This window comes from Paenibacillus sp. J53TS2 (assembly GCF_018403305.1).
GTDB lineage: Bacteria > Bacillota > Bacilli > Paenibacillales > Paenibacillaceae > Fontibacillus > Fontibacillus rhizolycopersici.
The window spans coordinates 68473-86113 of record NZ_BOSK01000003.1 but is presented as its reverse complement, the minus strand read 5'-3'; the positions used below and the strand labels follow the sequence as shown (position 1 = coordinate 86113).

Genomic DNA, 17641 nt, shown 5'->3' with positions numbered 1-17641 from the left:
ACGAGTGAAAATCTATTGGCAATGGAGAGAAGAATGTGACGGTTACCATTTACGATGTGGCACGTGAAGCAGGCGTCTCGATGGCCACGGTTTCCCGGGTTGTCAACAATAATCCGAATGTGAAGCCGCAGACCCGGAAAAAGGTTTACGAAGCGATAGAACGGTTAGGCTACCGGCCCAATGCCGTAGCGAGGGGTCTTGCCAGCAAGAAGACCACCACTGTAGGTGTGGTCATCCCCGATATTTCGAATTCGATCTTTGCGGAAATCGCTCGGGGCATCGAAGATATTGCAAACATGTATCACTATAACATTATTTTGTGTAATGCCGACAAGCGCAAAGAGAAGGAGATTCGCGTCATCAACACGTTGCTCGAGAAGCAAGTGGACGGGCTCCTCTTCATGGGCGGAACCGTAACGGAGGAACATATTCAAGCGTTCCAGACGTCCGCGGTGCCAATCGTGCTTTGCGCAACGAGCGACGAGAACGGATTGTATCCTTCCGTGGATATCGACCACGAAGCGGCGGCTTTTGACGCGGTCAGCACGCTGATCCGTCATGGACATCGCGAGATTGCGATGATCAGCGGAACGTTGCAGGATCCGGCGAACGGTTATGCGAGATTCCAAGGGTACAAGCGCGCGTTGGAGACGGCGGGCATTCAGTACCAAGAGGATCTGGTGCGGATTGGCAACTATCGTTATGAATCCGGTGTGGAAGCGATGAAGTATTTCCTCGGGTTGAAGAAGCGGCCGACAGCGATCTTTGCGGCAACGGACGAAATGGCGATTGGCGCGATTCACAGCATTCAGGACGAAGGCTTGAAGGTGCCGGACGACTTCTCGATCATCAGCGTTGACAATATCCGTATGGCTTCGATGGTTCGCCCTCAGTTGACGACGGTCGCTCAACCGATGTACGACCTCGGTGCGGTAGCGATGCGTTTATTGACCAAGCTGATGAAGAAGGAAACGGTTGAGAACCCACGGGTGATTTTGCCGCACGAAACGATTTTGCGGTTGTCCGTTAGCCACGTCTAAGGGCCTCGCTTCGGGTATCTTGCAACGCTGGGTATAGAGAGATAAGCTACACATAGAAAATATATATGAAAAAGGTTAACTACGGATAAAAAAGCTCCTTATTTTAAGGAGCTTTTTTGAGTATTCGGGGACAATAATTCTGCCCGCACGATGGACGGGAGAACAGGAGGGAGAGGCTGACATGAATCAAACGATAGGCCTGATGGGGGCCATGGATGAAGAAATCGCATTGCTTCTCGAAAAGGTAGAGCGTCAGGAAAAGGTTGACGCCGCAGGAGCCACTTTCGTCAAGGGCGTACTGCACGGACGGGATGTTGTCGTGTGTAAATCCGGCGTCGGCAAAGTCAATGCCGCAACCACAACGCAAATCCTGATCGATCGCTTTGGAGCGGAAACGGTCTGGTTTACCGGAGTGGCCGGCGCGGTGCACCCGAATTTGAACGTTGGCGATATCGTCATTTCGTCGACTTGCTTGCAGCATGATATGGATGTTCGGCCGCTCGGCTATAAGCGCGGTATTACGCCGTACCAGGACGTCTCCGACTTTCCCGCTGACCCTGCCTTGATCCGCTTGGCAGAAGACGCCTGCGCCCGTCAGTGCACGGATCATCATTACCGGGTGGGACGGGTGCTGTCCGGTGACCAGTTCATCGCGGATCCGGAATTCGTTGGCTCTGTTCTGTACAAGGAGCTGGACGGCGTTTGCGTCGAAATGGAAGGGGCGGCGCTCGCACAGGTATGCCATCGGAACGGGGTGCCATTTATTGTACTTCGCTCTATCTCGGATAAGGCGGACGGCTCCGCCGACGTGAATTTTGCCGAGTTTACCGCACTGGCCGCCCGGCGTTCGTTTGCCATTCTAAACGATATGGTAGAGCATGCCGGCGAGTTAAAATGAAAAGACTTTGGGTGAGTAAGCAACCTCACCCAAAGTCTTAGGGATAATCCTGTAAAGCGACCGCGAGAGTCTCGCGGTTTTTTGTCATGATTTCCGTTCGGCGGGGGATGCCCTCCCAATGGGACAGGTCATCAAGCCAAGCGACGGGAAGCTCGAATGGAGTCTGCGGCTGCCAGCGATCCATCCAGGCTTGCGGCAGCGGGAGCAGCGGGTCTTGGCGCAGGGCGGCAGTTAGCGGATGATCGCTCATCTCCAGCCACAGTAAGCTCCAGGCGCGGGGAACGACCCGCCAGAAATCGTAACCGCCGCCGCCCATGGCGACCCAGCGGCCCTCGCAATACGTATGGGCCAGCTCATGCAGGATCGCCGGCATATCCCGGTAGATCGACATGCTGCAGTGCATGTGCGACAGCGGATCCAGCGCATGGGCGTCGCAGCCGTGCAGGCTGACGATCAGATCCGGCTGGTAATGAGCGGTTAGCCGCCGGATGGACTCCTCGAAGCATTCCATCCACGAGGCGTCTTCGGTATAAGGCTGAAGCGGCAGATTCATGCAAGCGCCGTAGCCTTGATGTTCGCCGCGCTCCGGCAGGAAACCGGTACCCGGGAACAAGTATTTCCCCGTCTCATGGATAGAGTAGGTGCACACGTCAGGGTCTGAATAGAAGCTCCATTGGACCCCGTCTCCGTGATGGACATCCGTATCGACGTACAGAACGCGTGCGCCGTAATTGCGTCGGGCATAGTCGATGGCCACCGCAGCGTCGTTATAAACGCAGAAGCCAGCCGCTTTGGCCGACAGGGCGTGATGCAGGCCGCCGCCGAGATGCAGCGCATGCGGACTGGAGCCGGAGAGTACGGCCTCCACGGCCGTAATTGTCCCTCCGGTAACCCAGGCGGCCGCTTCGTGCATGCCGGGAAAATACGGCGTGTCTTCGTCCAGCAGCCCAAACTGCTCGCCGCGCGAAATCCAGTCCGCTGTGGGGGTCGGGCGGCTCAACTGCTTAACGGCTTCAACATATGCCGGCTGATGGATCCAGAGCAGCTCTTCGTCGGTCGCCGGCCTCGACAGGCGCATTTGCTGCGGCGTCAGTGCGCCGATCTCCTGCAGCAAATCCATCGTCAATTCCAGCCGGATCGGATGGAACGGATGGCCATCGTGAAACCGGTAGTTCATCGCCTGTTCATGGTGGACAAATAAAGCGCTTCCAGGCATGGATTCATCACGCCTTCCTGTATACTGTCAGTACATAAAACGCTGCTGAAAACGAATCCGGTCAAACTGCTCCTCGGAGGACAAGGGAACTTCTTTGCCGATGCGAACCATCAGGCAGTTGGCCGGATGGGAGCAAATTTCCGGGTCGTCGGTGGCGTACCAGACCATGTCGACCGTCTTCATCAGCCGCTCCATCATGGTGCGGTAATCCCAAACGGAGAGGCCGCTCTTTTTCAAATCCCAATGCCAATAATATTCGGTCGTAAAGACAATGTATTTCTCCATCTGACCGTCCTCGAACGCCGTGCGGATCATCTTCGATCCGAGCCCGAGAGAACGGTAATCATCAGCAACTTCGACCGCTCCGAGCTCGATGAGATCGGGCATGTGGCCTTGCGACCATCGTTCCATTTCGTCGGGATAATGAAAGGTGACATACCCGACGATGGTCGAATCCTCGCGGGCCAGTATAATGCGTCCTTCCGGTAGACCGGCGATTTCGACTAGTGCGGCGTGTTGATCTGCCGGCTTGCGGAACGCATCCAGATCGGGGTGCATCTTTAAGGTTTGGAGATGGGAAGGGGATACAGGTCCTTCCACAACGATTTCACGATTCTGATGGGGCAGGGTGTGGCGGATATACGTTTTTTGGTGTTCCATGGAACCGCCTCCTTTGCTCGTTCCCCTCACTTATAACAGAAAAATGAAAATTTGAAAAGTGTAGCCTGTGCGCGAAAACGTGTGCTATAATGTTCTCCGACATAAATTATTCACATTTTCAGGCCGTGCGTGTGATCGTTGTACTCGAAATACCGCCTCAAATCGCTTGAGTTCTGTCGTTGCTTTTTCGATCAAAACGGATGCCCTCACCCATGACGCTGAATGAAGCTCTCAACTTACGCTGCTATGTATCCGTTTTCATAAACTTTGATCTATTGCTTGGAGATTTCCAAAGATTAAGGGAGGATGAAACGATGAGTCAACTGCAAGGGGAAGTTATTTCACCGGGCGTTCCGTCGTCCAACATGGGCAGCTACGAAGAGGCGTATAAGAATTTTCAATGGGAGGATGTCGAAAAGCAGTTCTCCTGGTACGTCACAGGCAAAGTCAACATGGCCTATGAAGCGATCGACCGCCACGTTGATGCAGGCAAAGGGGCGCGTGTGGCGCTTCAATTCAGCGATCCCTCGCGCGAGGAGTCGTATACGTACGAGGACATGCAGGGGCTGACGAATCGGTTTGCCAACGTGCTGCGTAAATACGGTATCACGAAAGGCGATCGGGTATTCGTCTTTATGCCGCGGACGCCGGAGCTCTACGTGAGTGTGCTGGGCACGCTTAAGGTCGGCGCGGTCGTGGGACCGCTGTTCGAGGCGTTTATGGAAACGGCAGTTAAGGATCGCCTGGAGGACAGCGGGGCGGTTGCGCTGGTCACGACGCCGGCGTTGCTGCATCGGGTGAAGCGCGAGGAGCTGCCGACGCTGCGGACCATCATCGTTGTAGGTGACGAGGTGGCGGCCGGGGACGGAATCGTCGATTATAAAGCGGAGATGGAAGCCGCATCCTCTGAGACCGAGATCGAGTGGGTGAATCGCGAGGATGGCCTGATTTTGCATTATACGTCGGGTTCGACCGGCAAACCGAAAGGCGTTTACCATGTGCATAACGCTATGATTCAGCACTATCATACCGGCAACGTTGTGCTGGACCTGAAGGAAGGGGACGTCTATTGGTGTACGGCGGACCCGGGATGGGTCACCGGGACGTCCTATGGCATCTTTGCTCCGTGGCTGCATGGCGTGACCAACGTTGTCCGCGGCGGGCGCTTCAGCCCGGCCGACTGGTATGAAACGATCCAAAAGAACAAGGTAACGGTCTGGTACAGCGCACCTACGGCATTTCGGATGCTGATGGGTGCGGGACAGGACGTTATTAAGCAATATGATCTGTCGTCACTCCGCCATGTCATGTCCGTTGGTGAACCGCTGAACCCTGAGGTAGTGCGCTGGGGGATGAAGGTGTACAATCATCGGATTCACGACACGTGGTGGATGACGGAGACAGGCGGTCAGCTCATCTGCAACTATCCGTCGATGCCAATTAAACCCGGTTCCATGGGTAAACCGGTGCCCGGCATTGAGGCGGCGATCATCGACGAGAACGGCAAGGAGCTGCCGCCGTACCGGATGGGTAACTTGGCCATCCGCACGCCGTGGCCGTCGGTCATGCGGCTAATTTGGAACAACGCGCCGAAATACGAGGAGTATTTCCGCATCCCGGGATGGTACATTTCCGGCGATACGGCTTACATGGACGAGGACGGCTACTTCTGGTTCCAGGGCCGGATCGACGACGTGATCAATTCCTCAGGCGAACGGATTGGACCGTTCGAGGTCGAGAGCAAGCTCGTTGAGCATCCGGCCGTCGCGGAAGCCGGGGTGATCGGCAAGCCGGATCCCGTGCGCGGGGAGATCATCAAAGCGTTCATCTCGCTGCGTGAAGGCTTTACGCCGTCCGAGGAGTTGAAGGCGGAGATCGCCAAATTCGTCAAGGAAGGGCTGTCCGCTCACGCCGCTCCGCGCGAAATCGAGTTCAAAGATAAGCTGCCCAAGACCCGCTCCGGCAAAATCATGCGCCGCGTGCTCAAAGCCTGGGAGCTCAACCTCCCAGCCGGCGACTTGTCGACGATCGAGGATTGAAGTCGGTTGATCTATAGCAGGAGTCCCCTCAAGCGAAGGCTTGGGGGGACTCTTTTTTTTGCGGGAAAGCGATCTCTGTAGCCGAATCGAGATTATCTTCGAAAAACCGAACATATTCGCTCAATTCAGGCGGATTTCTCTCAATATATATGAAATTTCATACATTATTGTCCCTTTGGAGCGCCAATCTCAAGATTTTATATGAAAAATCAATCATATTACCGCTAAACCGGTGGTTGGCTGTGAATTATGTTCGAAAAATCATATATAATCGCTCAAATCAGGTGGATTCCTCCCAATAGATATGAAATTTCATATATAATCATCCCTTTGAAGCCCAACCTCGAGATTGTATATGAAAAATCGAATATATTTCCTCCAGACGGGGGGGCGCAGCGAATTATGTTCGAAAAATCATATACATTCGCTGGATGGAGGAGGTGGATTGATTTTTCAGTTTAATGACACTATTTAAACCACAAAAAAGCAGCAGGCTCACACCTGCTGCTTTTTGCTGCTTACTTACTATACTGCACCGGCGCCGACGGCGGGGATTCGCCCAGCACGTTGACGGCGGTGACCTGGATCCAGACGGAGCTGGAATCGGTTTTGAACGAGAAATGCGCGTCCGAAGTGGAACCTACCTTCGTGTAGGAGCCGCCTTGGGCATCGGACACGTAGACGTTGTAGCTCGTCACGAGGTCGAGGGCGCCGTTCGCGTCCCAGCTAACGGTGAACCCGCGGTCGTCCTTCTTGACGCTCACCTTAGCAGGCGAAGCGGGGAGCGGACCGCCTTCACCATTGTCACCGATCGTACCGTCGTTGCTGCCGCCCGGCGTTTCACCGCTTGGATCCGGCGTCGAACCGCCGTCCGGGAACACGCCGCCGCCAAAGGCGCTAACGATCGCGCTTGGCGCCGATTCCTTGCCGGCCACGTCGACTGCCGTGACGTAGTACGCCGTTGTGAAGCCGGCTGAGCCGCCGTCCGTTATCGCGGCTGGATCTCCAACCAGCGCCGCTTTCCCGGCGTACTGGAAGGTCACGCCGTCATCTGCACGGTACAATCGGTAACCGACGACGTCTTTCTCCGTATTTTCGCTAAATGTGATCGTGGCCGCCTCTCCGCCGCCAGAAATGGCGACATTCGCCGGGGGCGCCGGCGCTTGGCCGTCGTCAACCCGCGGATCCGGTTTGTAAGGCGCGTCTTCACCGGCATCCTTCGGCAGGTAGAAACTCAGCGGCTTGTGGCCGCCGGACATGCCGGCGAATGCTTGCTCCAGCTGTTCCTTGAGCAATTCGATCGGCGTCTCGCGTTTTACTACGACCTTCTCCCGCAGCATATCGGAAGGCGTCGTTTCGAGCGGTACATAGTTAATTCCTTCATACGTGACGTATTTGGCCCGGATCAGCACGTCGTCCGGCTCTGTCGGCACATACTTGGCGTTGAAAATATCCGTAACCAGTTTGCCGGCCTGCTGCGTTAATTGGGTCGGCAGTTTGCCGCTATACCCGGACACCGTTTTTGACACGATGCCGTCCGGTTTGGTGAAGGCTTCGGTCGCGAACAAATCTGGTTCATTTTCAGTCACTTCGTTCATGACAAGCGCCCAAATTTTGCGCGCCCGCGATTTGCCGGCATCCGACAGCGTGTTCACCGGCTCGCGGTACCCGATCCATACGCCCAGTGTAACGTCCGGCGAGTAGCCCATGAACCAGACGTCGGCGTAGTTTTGCGTTGTACCGGTTTTCCCGACGACCGGGATTTTACCGTAGTTCTTGAAGTCACTTTTGATCGATTTGCCGGTTCCGTCCTTAATGACGGTGCGCAGCATATCGGTCATCAGGTAAGCCGTTTGCTCGGAAAATACTTGCTGCGGCTCGACCTCGTGCTTATAGACGATATTCCCTTTGGCGTCGGCGATTTTCTCGATCATGTAAGCATCGGTGAACTTTCCGCCGTTAGCGATGGCACTGTACGCGTTGGTCAGTTCCTCGACGGTAACGCCATATTTCAAGCCGCCGAGCACGCCGGTTTGGGCGCTGTAGTCCTCGTCCTCCAACGTCGTGATTCCCAGCTTCTTAGCGAAGTCCCAGGCTTTGTCGATGCCAACGATGTTGTTAAACACGCGAAGTGCCGGGATGTTCCGGGATTCATTCAGCGCGGTCCGCGCCGTCACGAGGCCTTTATAGCCGCCGCTGGAGTTCACCGGGATGTGGAAGCCTTTTTGATAATCCTTCAAAATAATCGGTGAGTCGTCGATGATGCTGGCCGGCTGTACGAGCCCGGCATCGAGGGCCGGCAAATAAGCGGCGATCGGCTTCATCGTCGAGCCTGGCTGCCGTTTCATTTGCGTAGCATAGTTCATTTGCTCCGTGTAGAAGTCGCGTCCTTCGATCATCCCAAGGATCGCGCCGGTCTTGTTATCAATCATCATCGAAGCGACTTGCTCCAGGCCTTTCTTCTCGCTCGGTGGCGAGAAATTGTCGGCGTTGTCCGACACCTTGTGCATGGAGTTGTAGACCTTCTTATCGATGGTCGTATACACCCGATACCCCCCGGTCAGCAGCTCCTGTCGAGCTTCCTCGAGGATTTGCGTATTTGCAGCAACCTCCTCTTTGGTCATCTCCGGATTGTTCAGCATCGCGATCGCGATCGCGCCCTGACGTTCCGTCTCCAACATCAGATAAGGGAAGGTATCGTAAGCCTTCTTCGTTGGTTTGGCCAGCGAACCCTTGATGTCGAAGGCCAGCGCTTCGTCATACTGCGCCTGTGTGATTTTGCTCTCCTCGAGCATGCGCTGCAGCACCAGTTGTTGTCGTTTGACCGCCCGACCGAACGCCTCCTCGTTGAATTCCCCTTTACCGTTAAAAGCGGAATACGTCGAAGGAAGCTGCGGCAAACCGGCCAAATAAGCCGCTTGGGCAACATTCAGGTCCGCCAGATTGCTGACGTTAAAAAGACCCTTGGCCGCGGCTTTGATGCCGTAGACCTGATATCCGTTCGAACCATTGCCGAAAGGAACCTTATTCAAATAAGCCGTAATGATTTCTTCCTTGGATAAAAAACGCTCCAGCCGAAGCGCAAGCAGCATTTCCTTAACCTTCCGGTCCTCGGTCTTATCCAGGTTCAGGAACACGCGACGTGCCAGTTGCTGCGTCAGCGTACTGCCGCCGGTCTGCACGTCCTCATGGAGCAGGCGCTGCTTGACGGCCCGCAGCGTGCCTTTAAAATCGATGCCGATGTGTTCCTCGAAATGATTGTCCTCGATGGCGATCACCGCATCCAGCACCGTTTGCGGGATCTCCTTGTAAGTGACGGGGCGGCGGTCCTCTTCCGAACGAAGCTGGCCAATAGGTTGGCCGTCACGGAAATAGGCGAAGCCCGTCATTTCATTATGATTGATTTTCGCTTCAATGTCGGCACGCGACCGCACCGGATCGTCCTTGACGATGGAGGATACGTATCCGAATACGGCCCCCCCGGCAAACAGAGCGCCGGCTAATCCAAACAGAACGAGCCAACCCAATATCGCCCAAGCAATCCGGCCTTTTTTGCGCTTCCGGGCGGGTTTAGCGGGTTTTTCGCTCCGGGTATTGCGCCGCAGCTTGCCGGAGTTTTTGTCGTTCTCATGATCCATGCATGATCCTCCTTTATAAACAGCAACATTATAGCATAAAAAAGGGGATTTGGATGTTTTTTCAGCGTATTTTGGCGCGCTATGACGCCTTATTCGTGCTTATGACCTAGCTTTCGTAGGTTTGACTTTGGGAATGCATCTATGATATATATTATTTTAAATCGCATATCGACAAAAGGCTTGGAAAGACTCAGTAGAAGGCGGAATCCCGCTGCTCAGAGAATCGGTGGTTGCTGCGAACCGAATGGGCGGATCCCTTTTGAAATACCGTCTGGAGCCGTCCGGGGGAACGCGCGTGAACGATTAGAAGCGCCAGTAGTCCGGTACCGGGGGATCCCGTTATGTGAATGAAGTGAAAACCGCGAACAGTTCGTTCGTAACCTTGCGCGATCCGAGCAGCGGTTTTAATTAGGGTGGTAACGCGAGCGCTCCTTCTCGTCCCTTGGGATGAGAAGGGGCTTTTTTGTGTTTATTTTCATAAGCGGTTATTTTACAAATTAGATGGAGGTAGGAGCAATGAAGTGGGAAGAATTAAACGCGGCACAGCAGGCCGAGGTGGAACGACAGCTTCAGGTGATTTCACGCGGTGTGGTGGAAATTGTACCCGAGGATGAACTGAAACAGAAAGTGATCAAGTCTGTGGTGACTGGCAAGCCGCTGAAGGTGAAGCTGGGGCTGGATCCTTCCGCGCCGGACATTCACGTCGGCCATACCGTGGTGATGCAGAAGCTTCGCCAGTTTCAGGAGCTGGGGCATCAGGTGCAGTTGATTATCGGGGACTTCACAGGACGGATCGGGGACCCGACCGGTAAATCGGAAACCCGTAAACAGTTGACAGAAGAAGATGTGCAGCGGAATGCGGAAACGTACCGCCAACAAATTTTCAAAATTTTGGACCCGGACAAAACCCAGGTCAACTTCAACTCCGAATGGCTGGCGCCGATGACGTTCGCTGATGTCGTCAAGTTGTCCGCCAAAGTCACCGTAGCGCGTATGCTCGAACGTGACGATTTCACGAAGCGGTACACCACAGGGCAACCGATCAGCATCCACGAATTCTTCTACCCGCTGATGCAGGGGATGGATTCGGTAGCGCTGGAGAGTGATATCGAGCTTGGGGGAACAGACCAGAAGTTTAACCTGCTCATGGGTCGGACGCTGCAGAAAGAATACGGCAAAGACACGCAAGTCGCCATCATGACCCCGATCATCGAAGGTCTGGACGGCGTGCAGAAGATGAGTAAGAGCCTTGGCAACTATATCGGTATCGATGAGGCGCCAAACGAAATTTACGGCAAGGCGATGTCTGTGCCGGACGAGCTGATGACGAAATACTACGAACTCGTGACAGACCTGTCTCTAGAAGAGTTTGCCGCTCTCCGTGAAGGTCTCAAGTCGGGGGAGGTACACCCGCGCGATGCCAAGATGAGACTCGCCCACACGCTGGTGCGGATGTACCATGGTCAGGAAGCGGCTGATGCGGCTCAGGAGCATTTCGTAACCGTGTTCCAGCAACGGGCGCTGCCGGAGGATATCGAGGAGAAGGAAGTTCCTGCCGCCGAGCTGGAGAATGGGAAAATCCGCTTGATCAAGTTGCTGACCTTGATCGAGTTTGCGGCCTCCAACGGAGAAGCCAAACGCAGCATCCAGCAAGGCGCGGTCAAGCTGAACGAAGAGAAAATCAGCGATCCGAACGCCGAAGTAGAGCTGGCAGGTGGAGAGATCATTCAAGTCGGGAAGCGCAAGTTTGCCAAGCTGCTAGTCAAGTAATAACAAGAACCCCGAACCTTCAAGGAGGATTCGGGGTTCTTGTTATCGCCACGAAAAAACCGGCCCAGGTCGATAACGACTTGGGCCGGTTTGCGCTGTTGAAATCTTAACGGTTGTAGAATTCGACGATTTGTTTCTCGTCGATGTCTTGCGACAGTTCGGAACGTTCTGGCAAACGAATGTATCTGCCTTCCAGAGCCGTGTCGTTGAATTCCAGGTAAGCTGGAAGATGCGAACGGTTTTCCAGAGCTTCCTTCACAGAGGAAAGGCCGCGGCTTCTTTCACGAAGACTGATCACGTCGCCAAGGTTTACACGGTAAGAAGCGATGTCCACTTTCTTGCCGTTCACGGTTACGTGGCCATGGGATACGAGCTGACGCGCGCCAGCGCGGGAGTTCGCGAAGCCCAGACGGTAAACGAGGTTGTCCAAACGGCTTTCAAGCAAGAACATGAACGTTTCGCCCGCGATACCAGGCATATGCTGCGCTTTTTCGAACAGCGTGCGGAATTGCTTCTCGCCCAAGCCGTACATGTGGCGCAATTTTTGTTTTTCGAGCAACTGTGCTCCGTAGTTACTTACTTTTCTGCGTTGGTTAGCGCCGTGTTGACCCGGAGGGAACGGACGCTTCAAATCTTTGCCTGTACCGCTCAAGGAAATGCCAAGACGGCGGCTGAGTTTAAATTTAGGACCAGTGTAACGTGCCATTGTATAGGTAGACTCCTTTGTTAGTTAAATTTCGTATAGGGTTCTACTTGCGCGGGTTTTGTTTGGACGAGCGAAGGATAGATAAAAAATACGCTCCCTAACAGGAAAGTTCAGCCGCTGTCCTGTCAGCAACAAAAACCGAGAGGGTGCTCGCATGCGTTACGCCCTAAGCAAGACTCTATCCAGTCTTCATCAACAATATATATTATATGAATTTAGGGGGTAAAGTCAATAAGTGTTTTTGTTGGGAAAGGAGGTATTTTGTCGATAGGGCTTTTGGCCTAAAAAAATGCCATGAACCTTAGGAATTATAATGCAAAACCCTAAGGAAGATAGTAAAATAGAGTTAACAGACATGAACGGATCCGGCGGAGATGGACAAGCTTGAACTTCAGGGAAGGAAGCTTGTCCGTTTGGTGTTTATCGTAAGTTGAAGGGCTAAAATCCAACGCAGCATATAAAAGGAGCTTTTTTTATGGCCGATCAATCCATGGGTCAGCCGATGCTGAACCTGAATCACGCTTCTGGCCTGCAGCGGCTCGATGATGGCGACAATTATACGGATTGGCTGCGGCAGCTTGATATCACTGTCCATGATTTCCCCTACATTGAGTCTATCTTAAAACAGGGGTACGCGGAGTGGCGAAAGCTGGTAAGTGCAATGCCGGAACTTGGTAAGGCCGACTTTTTCATTTCCGGCAGTCGCGGCGAAGTGCTGCTTGCCGATTCGCTTGATCCGGGAGGGCCAATCAGCCCGACCTGGCCCAAGCCAATGGAAGAGGCGATCCTGCAAAGCCTTCGCGAGCATAGAGCGGTCACAGCCGAAACAGCGGACGGTGTTTATGTTGCCGTGCCGGTGTTTTCCCGCATTCATGGCGATTTGTTCGCTTCATTTGGTTGCTGCTTGCATGATTGCGGCGCTACGGCGGCTGTTCTGTTCGCCAAAATGGCGGCACAACTATTTCAATCTTGCTTTTATAAGTGTTTTGAAGGCTTGTTCGTTTCCGATCTGCTGCGCGTTCAGCAGCAGGCCAAACGCGAAGAGCAGCGCCGTTCCAAGCTTTTTCAAGTCGTGCAAAAGCTCCATGATAAGATTGATGTGGATTCGGTCCTGACCGAAGTGTTTGAACGGGTTTCTGGAATGTATCCTGCAGCCAAGTTGGAGCTGTTGATGTCCCAGGATCACTTAAGCCGCGATCCGCGGGTCAAATCGCTGCAGTTGCATGGACAAGGCGATGAGCTGCTTATGAGGGCGTTCATGGAAGGGCGGATGCAGGTCAGGGAATCCACAGGTCCAGGTCCCGAAGAAGGCGGCGAGAGAAGGCTGGAAATTGCGGTGCCCCTCAGTGGGAAACAGGGGGTCTATGGTGTTTTTCATTTGCAAATTCAGCGGGAAAAGATCGATGATGTGGATCTGCAACTGATCGGTATGCTGGCGGATACGGCTGGCACGGCGTTCGAGAATGCCAAGCTGTATGAACAGTCCAATTTGTTAATTAATGAACTGAGACTGATCAATGAGCTCACCAAACGGCTGAATCAAAGCCTGCGGCTGAAGGAAGTGTTCAAGTTTGCTACCGAAGAGCTGTTGTCGATTTTCAAAGCGGAATATTGCTGCATCTCCCAACTGAATAAAGAACGGGAAACGTTTGAAATTATGTCTAGCAACGTGCCGGGGCTGTCGAAGGAGCATTTTTCGAAAAGCTACGGGTTCAGTGGACTTGTCTATTCCACGCAGGAGCCGATCATTCTCTCGGACTTTCAGGCATATGGTAAAGTATCCTCGAGATTTATGGAGGAGACGGATTCCCGTTCACTGATCACCGCACCCTTGATCGTTCGGGGAGAGGTCAACGGGGTCATTATGCTGGCACACCGTAAGACCCGCTTCTTCTCCTATGACAACTACAAGCTCCTTCAGGTCCTGTCCTCGCACATCGGCTTGGCGATTGCCAACGCATCGCTGCATGCGGAGGTTCGCCGTATGGCCAATCGCGATATGCTGACCGGACTTTATGCTCGCCACTATGTCGATGATGCGATTCAAGAGTTCCAGAAGAAAGATACGAACGGCTCCTTGATTATCGTTGACATTGACCAGTTCAAGCAGGTCAACGATACGTATGGCCACCAAACCGGGGATAAAATCCTGAAGCAGGTGTGCGCGATCGTCAAGAGCTCGATTCGCAAAACGGATATCGCCGCCCGGTGGGGAGGCGAGGAGTTGGCTGTGTATTTGCCAGGGGCAAGCGCCGATAACAGCTATCAAATCGCGGAAACGATCCGGCTGCGCGTTGCCATGGATACCGATCCACCGGTCACCGTATCGTGCGGCATCGCCGAGTGGATTCGGAGCGACGATAAGCTTAGTGTGGAATCGCTGTTCTATCAGGCGGACATGGCTTTATATAAAGCCAAGAACAGCGGGCGGAATCAAACGCAAATCGGTTCCAGTGACGATGCCCAAGCTCCGTAAACATTCATTCGGATGTTCCTGTTGGTTTTGGACGCTCCGAGCCCTACTTTGGGCCTCGGAGCGTTCTTTATTGCGCGATCCGCTTCGGCGAATAGAGCAGCCGTTCCCGTGGCAGGATACTGCTAGATGAGGTAAGGAGAACAGTCCGGTGGAGAACTGGTGCATTATTAAAGGCGGGGGCTTGCGTATGAGAGGGATGACACAGAGAGGGCTGAGATACCGGTTAGCCGTCATTGTAAACGGGTTGCTGTTGACACTGATGTTGGCGTCCTGTGGGATGAACGAAGCAAAGACGCCGGAGCAATGGTTCGATTTCACTTGGTCAGGGCTCGCGGGTAGCGACACTTTATCGTTCCGCGGTTTAGCTACCTTGCAGCGCGGAAACGAGCATGGGCTGGAGGAGAGTCTAAATTATACGGGTCGCTTACAGAATCACCGAGAACTGAGCATCCGAACTGAGCCGGCAAACAACCGCAATGGCAACCTCGGCAGCCGACTGCAGATGACGGGATTAGCGAAGCCAAGCGGATGGGAAGCCAAGCTGCGCTTAGAAAACGGAAACTGGCTGGTACAGTCTGACAACCACGATGCCTTGCTGCAAGGGGTTGTGCGGTTAAATCCCTTGGATCAGCTTGAGGAAATCCGCATGGCAGCAAAGAAAACCATCACCTCCGAAAGTGGCGCCGCACGGGGGACGAAGGTACTCCGGATCGTGATGGACCCGGCGGAAGCCAGCATCAGATTAAAGGATCGTCTGCTGTCCGAAATGGAGCTTACACGCGAAGGGGGCATGGAACGGCTCGCGAGTGTTCCGGCTCCGCTTCAGGAGTCGCTGCGCGGCGAGTTATCGAAGATTTGGACGGCGGGGAACGATCAGTTGTCGGCCATGCTCGAGCAGTTGAACGCGACCGTTGTTTATCACTTGACGATTGATCGCAAATCCGGACTTCCCGCCAGGCTAACCTCGGAAACAACGTTAACTTACCTGTCAACCAAGGGCGTACCGCAACGAGAGGTGCTGCGCACTGATAATCGATTCGAGAGCTATAAGTAGTCGTGACATCCTGGGTTAGGCTGACTTTCCGCCCCCATCGTGCTACAATAACAGAAGAATTAACCAATGGTTAAACAACGCGGGACGTTTGAACGGCACGGGTTGCCCAACAAAAGTCCCGCTACGAATTTTGGAGGAGAGTGAGCCAGATGCGAGATCCTAGAGTTCAGAAGCTGGCGGAGAACCTGGTCGGTTATTCCGTAGATGTACAGCCGGGAGAGAACGTCCTGGTCGAAATGATCGGTGATGAACGCGATTTGCTGAAAGCCGTGGTGGAAGAGGTTGGGAAGAAGGGCGGCAATGCCTTCGTCGAGATTACCGACCGCACCGTGCAGCGTGCGCAATTAAAATACGCGACCGAAGAGGGCATGAAGACCTGGGCGGAATACGATTTGAAACGGATGCAGATGATGGACTGCTACATCGGCATTCGCGCCGGTTCTAACGTCAATGACATGTCCGACGTACCTGAAGACAAGATGAAGTTGTACAACTCGCTTTATTCCCATCTCGTACATAGCGAACAGCGGGTAAAACGCACGAAATGGGTCGTGCTCCGTTATCCGAATGCCAGCATGGCCCAATTGGCCAACACGAGCACCGAAGCTTTCGAGGATTTCTACTTCGATGTATGCAACCTGGATTATGCCAAAATGGACCGGGCGCAGGACGCCTTGGCCGAGTTGATGAACAAGACGGACAGAGTTCGGATTGTCGCACCGGGCACGGACCTGAACTTCTCGATCAAGGACATTCCGGCCATCAAATGCTCCGGACAGAAGAATATTCCTGACGGCGAGGTCTATACCGCTCCGGTTCGCAATACTGTAAACGGTACGATCAGCTACAATGCGGCAACACTGTATAATGGGATCACGTTCGAGAATATCAAGTTCCGCTTCGAGAACGGCAAAATCGTCGAAGCGACAAGCAACGATACAAAACGCATGAATGAAATCCTGGATTCGGACGAAGGGGCTAGATACATCGGCGAGTTTGCCATTGGCTTCAATCCGTACATCTTGCATCCCATGAAGGACATCTTGTTCGACGAGAAGATCGCCGGCAGCCTGCACTTTACGCCGGGGCAAGCGTACGAGGAAGCCGATAACGGCAATCGTTCTTCGATCCACTGGGATCTTGTGCTGATCCAGCGCCCGGATTACGGCGGCGGAGAAATTTATTTCGACGACGTGCTGATCCGTAAAGACGGGATTTTCGTGATCCCTGAGCTTGCGGGATTGAATCCGGAAAACTTGAAATAAGAAGAAATTTCCTTGCTAGGAAAGCGGATTCAATGTATGATTAAAGTATGTAATTTCCAAAGTTAAAGACGGAGGGATCCCTATGGCCACGAACAATGAAGCGGTAGTCGAAATTGCCCAAACTGCAGGCAAATTCACTTCTTCCATTGTGCTCCAAGCGGACAACAAGTACATCGATGTAAAAAGTATCCTCGGCCTCTTCACCACACTCGTAAACACGAAGAGCTATGAGCTTCACGTTCACGGACCGGATGCGGATGAAGCAAAGAAAGCCGTAACCGAAGTGTTCGCCAAGCACGGTTTGGATGTCAAAGTCGTCGCTGAATAACGAAACGAAAGAAACGCTCCCGCTTGAAGCGGGGGCGTTTTTTAATGCCTTCGAATGGCGACACTCGGCGTTTTCTTGTGTTTAGGTTAATTTGAGGAGGTTCTTGTATTGGCCTTCGATTTCGTCTAATATTAAGATTAGAGCAGATTGGTAGGCGATTTTGGACATAGGGGGGAAGAAGCATGACTTCATCTGAGTTGCAGGAGCAACTTAACCTGAAAGCACTTAATCTTCTGAAAGAAGATGCAGATAAAATTGAGAAGCTGATCGAAGTACAGATGGAGAACTTGGCCACACGTTACTGCCCTCTCTATGAGGAAGTGTTGGATACCCAGATGTATGGATTCTCCAGACAAGTAGATTACGCGATTCGCGTCGGACTTATTCAAGAAACGATAGGCAAGCAAATCATCAGCAGATTGGAACGGAATTTGGCTACACTGTATGAAGCCATGAACAATAAACAGCAGTAAACGTAATTTGCCGCTAAATGATACAAGCGTATGCTTACGGAAAGCTTCCGGGAGCATACGCTTGTTTGTTTTTTCTTA

13 protein-coding genes and 1 other annotated feature are annotated in these 17641 nt (G+C 53.3%); of the genes, 9 read left to right on the top strand and 4 right to left on the bottom strand.

Translation table 11 applies throughout. From position 1 onward, the window contains the following. Nucleotides 1-35: 35 nt before the first annotated feature. The gene (ccpA, locus tag KJS42_RS08235; protein WP_059043810.1) at nt 36-1040 is read left to right on the top strand and encodes a catabolite control protein A; all 1005 of its coding nucleotides are present in this window, start codon (nt 36-38) and stop codon (nt 1038-1040) included. A 181-nt stretch (nt 1041-1221) separates the two neighbouring features. Further along, nucleotides 1222-1938 (top strand): 5'-methylthioadenosine/adenosylhomocysteine nucleosidase, encoded by a 717-nt coding sequence (locus tag KJS42_RS08230; protein WP_213622566.1) that lies wholly within the window; start codon nt 1222-1224, stop codon nt 1936-1938. Nucleotides 1939-1975: 37 nt separating this feature from the next. Here KJS42_RS08230 and KJS42_RS08225 read toward each other — a convergent pair whose 3' ends face one another. Then, nucleotides 1976-3154, bottom strand: a complete 1179-nt coding sequence (locus KJS42_RS08225) for an acetoin utilization protein AcuC (protein ID WP_280516401.1) — start codon at nt 3152-3154, stop codon at nt 1976-1978. A 27-nt stretch (nt 3155-3181) separates the two neighbouring features. After that, nucleotides 3182-3814, bottom strand: a complete 633-nt coding sequence (locus KJS42_RS08220; protein ID WP_193419065.1) for a GNAT family N-acetyltransferase — start codon at nt 3812-3814, stop codon at nt 3182-3184. 314 nt (nt 3815-4128) lie between these two features. On the opposite strand from KJS42_RS08220, the gene acsA reads away from it, so the two are divergent. Then, nucleotides 4129-5853, top strand: coding sequence for an acetate--CoA ligase (gene acsA, locus KJS42_RS08215; protein WP_213622565.1), 1725 nt, complete (start codon nt 4129-4131; stop codon nt 5851-5853). A gap of 518 nt (nt 5854-6371) precedes the next feature. Here the strand turns inward: acsA and KJS42_RS08210 are convergent. Next, nucleotides 6372-9491: a transglycosylase domain-containing protein gene (locus tag KJS42_RS08210; protein ID WP_213622564.1), complete on the bottom strand. Its 3120-nt coding sequence runs from the start codon at nt 9489-9491 to the stop codon at nt 6372-6374. A 172-nt stretch (nt 9492-9663) separates the two neighbouring features. Then, nucleotides 9664-9937: a binding site (T-box leader), on the top strand. A gap of 70 nt (nt 9938-10007) precedes the next feature. Between KJS42_RS08210 and tyrS the strand changes: the two genes are divergently transcribed. Next, nucleotides 10008-11261, top strand: a complete 1254-nt coding sequence (gene tyrS, locus KJS42_RS08205) for a tyrosine--tRNA ligase (protein ID WP_213622563.1) — start codon at nt 10008-10010, stop codon at nt 11259-11261. A 106-nt stretch (nt 11262-11367) separates the two neighbouring features. Here the strand turns inward: tyrS and rpsD are convergent, their stop codons facing one another. Next, the gene (gene rpsD, locus KJS42_RS08200) at nt 11368-11967 is read right to left on the bottom strand and encodes a 30S ribosomal protein S4 (RefSeq protein WP_155605556.1); all 600 of its coding nucleotides are present in this window, start codon (nt 11965-11967) and stop codon (nt 11368-11370) included. A 475-nt stretch (nt 11968-12442) separates the two neighbouring features. On the opposite strand from rpsD, the gene KJS42_RS08195 reads away from it, so the two are divergent. The 5 genes from KJS42_RS08195 (at nt 12443) to KJS42_RS08175 (ending at nt 17563) form a co-directional block, all read left to right on the top strand. Beyond that, nucleotides 12443-14443 (top strand): diguanylate cyclase, encoded by a 2001-nt coding sequence (locus KJS42_RS08195; protein ID WP_213622562.1) that lies wholly within the window; start codon nt 12443-12445, stop codon nt 14441-14443. 187 nt (nt 14444-14630) lie between these two features. Further along, on the top strand, nt 14631-15497 hold the full coding sequence (locus KJS42_RS08190) for a hypothetical protein (RefSeq protein ID WP_213622561.1): 867 nt from the start codon (nt 14631-14633) through the stop codon (nt 15495-15497). A gap of 149 nt (nt 15498-15646) precedes the next feature. Continuing rightward, entirely contained in the window at nt 15647-16762 is a 1116-nt protein-coding gene (locus KJS42_RS08185) for an aminopeptidase (protein WP_155605554.1), read from the top strand. Between the two features lie 82 nt (nt 16763-16844). Then, a complete protein-coding gene (locus KJS42_RS08180; RefSeq protein ID WP_155605553.1) occupies nt 16845-17090 on the top strand; it encodes an HPr family phosphocarrier protein in 246 nt (81 codons plus the stop codon). A gap of 182 nt (nt 17091-17272) precedes the next feature. Further along, nucleotides 17273-17563 (top strand): Fpa/YlaN family protein, encoded by a 291-nt coding sequence (locus KJS42_RS08175; RefSeq protein ID WP_155605552.1) that lies wholly within the window; start codon nt 17273-17275, stop codon nt 17561-17563. The last annotated feature ends 78 nt before the right edge of the window (nt 17564-17641 follow it).

What these genes read in the sequence shown, in the direction of transcription:
- KJS42_RS08230 (WP_213622566.1), top strand. Translation starts at nt 1,222, where the DNA reads ATGAATCAAACGATAGGCCTGATGGGGGCCATGGATGAAGAAATCGCA.
- KJS42_RS08175 (WP_155605552.1), top strand. Translation starts at nt 17,273, where the DNA reads ATGACTTCATCTGAGTTGCAGGAGCAACTTAACCTGAAAGCACTTAAT.
- acsA (WP_213622565.1), top strand. Translation starts at nt 4,129, where the DNA reads ATGAGTCAACTGCAAGGGGAAGTTATTTCACCGGGCGTTCCGTCGTCC.
- tyrS (WP_213622563.1), top strand. Translation starts at nt 10,008, where the DNA reads ATGAAGTGGGAAGAATTAAACGCGGCACAGCAGGCCGAGGTGGAACGA.
- rpsD (WP_155605556.1), bottom strand. Translation starts at nt 11,967, where the DNA reads ATGGCACGTTACACTGGTCCTAAATTTAAACTCAGCCGCCGTCTTGGC.
- KJS42_RS08180 (WP_155605553.1), top strand. Translation starts at nt 16,845, where the DNA reads ATGGCCACGAACAATGAAGCGGTAGTCGAAATTGCCCAAACTGCAGGC.
- KJS42_RS08220 (WP_193419065.1), bottom strand. Translation starts at nt 3,814, where the DNA reads ATGGAACACCAAAAAACGTATATCCGCCACACCCTGCCCCATCAGAAT.
- KJS42_RS08195 (WP_213622562.1), top strand. Translation starts at nt 12,443, where the DNA reads ATGGCCGATCAATCCATGGGTCAGCCGATGCTGAACCTGAATCACGCT.
- KJS42_RS08190 (WP_213622561.1), top strand. Translation starts at nt 14,631, where the DNA reads ATGAGAGGGATGACACAGAGAGGGCTGAGATACCGGTTAGCCGTCATT.
- KJS42_RS08210 (WP_213622564.1), bottom strand. Translation starts at nt 9,491, where the DNA reads ATGGATCATGAGAACGACAAAAACTCCGGCAAGCTGCGGCGCAATACC.
- KJS42_RS08225 (WP_280516401.1), bottom strand. Translation starts at nt 3,154, where the DNA reads ATGCCTGGAAGCGCTTTATTTGTCCACCATGAACAGGCGATGAACTAC.
- KJS42_RS08185 (WP_155605554.1), top strand. Translation starts at nt 15,647, where the DNA reads ATGCGAGATCCTAGAGTTCAGAAGCTGGCGGAGAACCTGGTCGGTTAT.